Origin of the sequence: Klebsiella sp. V115_8 (genome assembly GCF_029967715.1) — a bacterium.
GTDB lineage: Bacteria > Pseudomonadota > Gammaproteobacteria > Enterobacterales > Enterobacteriaceae > Klebsiella > Klebsiella quasipneumoniae.
On record NZ_JASCAR010000014.1, the window covers coordinates 1 to 2,853 of the forward strand.

3 protein-coding genes and 2 tRNA genes are annotated in these 2,853 nt (G+C 55.3%); 3 read left to right on the top strand and 2 right to left on the bottom strand.

The annotated features are described in order from the left end of the window. Position 1: 1 nt before the first annotated feature. A tRNA-Ala gene (locus QLG03_RS06020) sits at positions 2 to 77 on the bottom strand. 219 nt (positions 78 to 296) lie between these two features. Here QLG03_RS06020 and QLG03_RS06025 point away from each other — a divergent pair. Together QLG03_RS06025 and QLG03_RS06030 are read left to right on the top strand one after the other, a co-directional pair. After that, a complete protein-coding gene (locus QLG03_RS06025) occupies positions 297 to 650 on the top strand; it encodes a YfeC-like transcriptional regulator (protein ID WP_004202017.1) in 354 nt (117 codons plus the stop codon). Between the two features lie 3 nt (positions 651 to 653). Next, the gene (locus tag QLG03_RS06030) at positions 654 to 1,046 is read left to right on the top strand and encodes a YfeC-like transcriptional regulator (RefSeq protein ID WP_023290586.1); all 393 of its coding nucleotides are present in this window, start codon (positions 654 to 656) and stop codon (positions 1,044 to 1,046) included. Between the two features lie 52 nt (positions 1,047 to 1,098). Here QLG03_RS06030 and gltX read toward each other — a convergent pair whose 3' ends face one another. Further along, on the bottom strand, positions 1,099 to 2,517 hold the full coding sequence (gene gltX / locus QLG03_RS06035; RefSeq protein ID WP_282473610.1) for a glutamate--tRNA ligase: 1,419 nt from the start codon (positions 2,515 to 2,517) through the stop codon (positions 1,099 to 1,101). A 259-nt stretch (positions 2,518 to 2,776) separates the two neighbouring features. On the opposite strand from gltX, the gene QLG03_RS06040 reads away from it, so the two are divergent. Beyond that, positions 2,777 to 2,852: transfer RNA gene (locus tag QLG03_RS06040), tRNA-Val, on the top strand. Position 2,853 lies beyond the last annotated feature (1 nt).

The window sequence follows — 2,853 nt, forward strand, 5'->3', positions numbered from 1 at the left end:
TTGGTGGAGCTAAGCGGGATCGAACCGCTGACCTCTTGCATGCCATGCAAGCGCTCTCCCAGCTGAGCTATAGCCCCGTAACGTAAAGCGTGTCGTGTTGACGGGCGGCATAATATGAATTCCTCGCTCAGGTGTCAACGGCAAAATTATCCTTCTCGATTCAATCGCTGAAAAAGCAGGCAACCTGCTGAGATTGCGAGCCTTATCGCAGCCAGAAGTTAAACAGGTCACCTTTTCCAGTAAAAGGATGCTATAACATGGACAGCTAATTCCCATACATTTACTCAGGAAATAGTATGCTCAAGGAACGAATGACACCTGAAGAAATCGCCCATCTGACCGGCTACAGCCGGCAAACTATCAATAAGTGGGTGCGGAAAGAAGGCTGGCAGACCTCTCCGCGGCCTGGCGTCCAGGGCGGTAAGGCGCGCCTGGTCCATGTCAATGAGCAAGTCAGGGAGTTTATCCGCAGCGCCCAGCGCGTGGCGGAGACGCCCGGCACCTATTCTCCCCACGACAGCGACCTGGAATCGCTGCTGCTGACCCTCTGTAAAGAACTCACTCCCAGCGAGCAGAAGCAGCTTATGTCGCTGCTGTTACGCGAGGGGATAACCGGGTTACTGCTTCGGTTAGGGATCCGCGATCGGTAAACCATGATGAAACTAAAAGATAAAATGACGCCCGCAGAGCTTGCCGACTGCCTGGGGCTGGCGAGACAAACGATCAATCGCTGGGTTCGTGAGAAGAAATGGCGCACGGAAACGATACCCGGCGTCAAAGGAGGCCGAGCGCGGCTGGTGGTCATCGACCAACCGGTGCGCGAGTTTCTGACGAACATTCCCGCCAGACGCCATCTGTTTAGCGACAATCATCTCGCGGAATCGCCAGGCGCTTACCTGGTCAATGAAGCGGACGCGATCTGGCGGCAAATCACAGAAACCCTGCAACTGATGACTCCGGCAGAACAGCTGCAGCTCCGCGACCTGCTGGCCCGGGAAGGGATTAGCGGTTTTCTTGCCCGCCTCGGCATCGCCAGCCCGGCGTAACAGACAAAAAAAACGGCAGGGGTATCCTGCCGTTTTATCATCCAGGTCCCCGTCAGGACGCCTGGCCTTCGCGCTCAGCGATAAAAGCCAGCGCTTTATTGATACGCTCTACGCTACGGGACTTGCCGATTGCATGGACGGTAACGTCAAGCGCAGGAGACTGCCCTGCACCGGTAACGGCCACGCGCAGCGGCATACCGACTTTGCCCATGCCCACTTCCAGCTCATCAGCGGTCGCCTGAATCGCGTGGTGGACGTTTTCCGCCGTCCAGTCGCTAATCATCGCCAGCTTGTCGCGGACGACTTCCAGCGGCTGACGCGCTACCGGACGCAGATGTTTCTTCGCCGCGTCGGCGTCGAATTCAGCGAACTCTTCATAGAAGTAGCGGCAGCTCTGGGCAATCTCTTTCAGCGTTTTGCAACGCTCGCCCAGCAGCTTCACCAACTCGGCCAGCTGCGGGCCGTTGCGGGTATCGATATTTTCCTGCTCAATATGCCACTGCAGATGCGTCGCCACATACTCCGCCGGCAGCGTATTGATGTAATGATGGTTCAGCCACAGCAGCTTGTCGGTGTTGAACGCACTCGCGGATTTGCTGACCGCCCCCAGCGAGAAGAACTCGATCATCTCTTCGCGGGTGAAGATCTCCTGATCGCCATGGGACCAGCCCAAACGCACCAGATAGTTCAGCAGCGCTTCCGGCAGGTAGCCATCGTCGCGATACTGCATCACGCTGACCGCCCCGTGGCGTTTGGAGAGTTTCTTGCCATCGTCGCCGTTGATCATCGATACGTGCGCGTATACCGGCACCGGCGCATTCAGCGCTCTAAGGATGTTGATCTGGCGCGGCGTGTTGTTGATATGATCTTCACCACGGATCACGTGGGTGATCGCCATGTCCCAGTCATCCACTACGACGCAGAAGTTGTAGGTCGGGGAACCATCGGTACGGCGAATGATCAGATCGTCCAGCTCCTGGTTGCTGAACTCGATAGGTCCGCGGATCTGATCGTCAAAAATAACCGACCCTTCCTGCGGGTTGGCGAAACGCACCACGCACGGCTCATCATCGGCATGATGCTCGTGGCTATGGCGGCAGCGTCCATCGTAACGCGGCTTCTCACCGTTCGCCATTTGCTCTTCGCGCAACGCTTCCAGACGCTCTTTTGAGCAATAGCATTTATAAGCGGTACCGGCTTCCAGCATCTCATCGATCACGTTGTTATAACGATCGAAACGTTTAGTCTGGTAATAGGGACCTTCGTCCCATTGCAGATTCAGCCAGTTCATGCCATCCATGATGGCTTCAATTGCTTCCGGGGTGGAGCGTTCGAGATCGGTGTCTTCAATACGCAGTACAAACTCACCGCCGTGGTTACGGGCAAAAAGCCAGGAATAGAGAGCAGTACGCGCACCGCCAACGTGCAGATAGCCGGTTGGGCTTGGCGCGAAGCGAGTTTTGATTTTCATGAATTGGCCTTACGTTTAATAAAGATGCCGATAGCCGGCAATGTCCGGTGGAAATTATGGGTCAATATTCTAACACCGTGGGCTGATTCCTCAATGTTGTTCCCGTCGGAACGTCACGGTTTGCCGTTTTTGTTTATAAATCATGCTATGACGCCGCTTTTGCGATCGCTTTGTTTAATTTTACGACGAACGAACGAATTCTTTAGAAAAGGCGTTGACTCATTTTCAACTCTCCCTATAATGCGACTCCACACAGCGGGGGTGATTAGCTCAGCTGGGAGAGCACCTCCCTTACAAGGAGGGGGTCGGCGGTTCGATCCCGTCATCACCCACCAC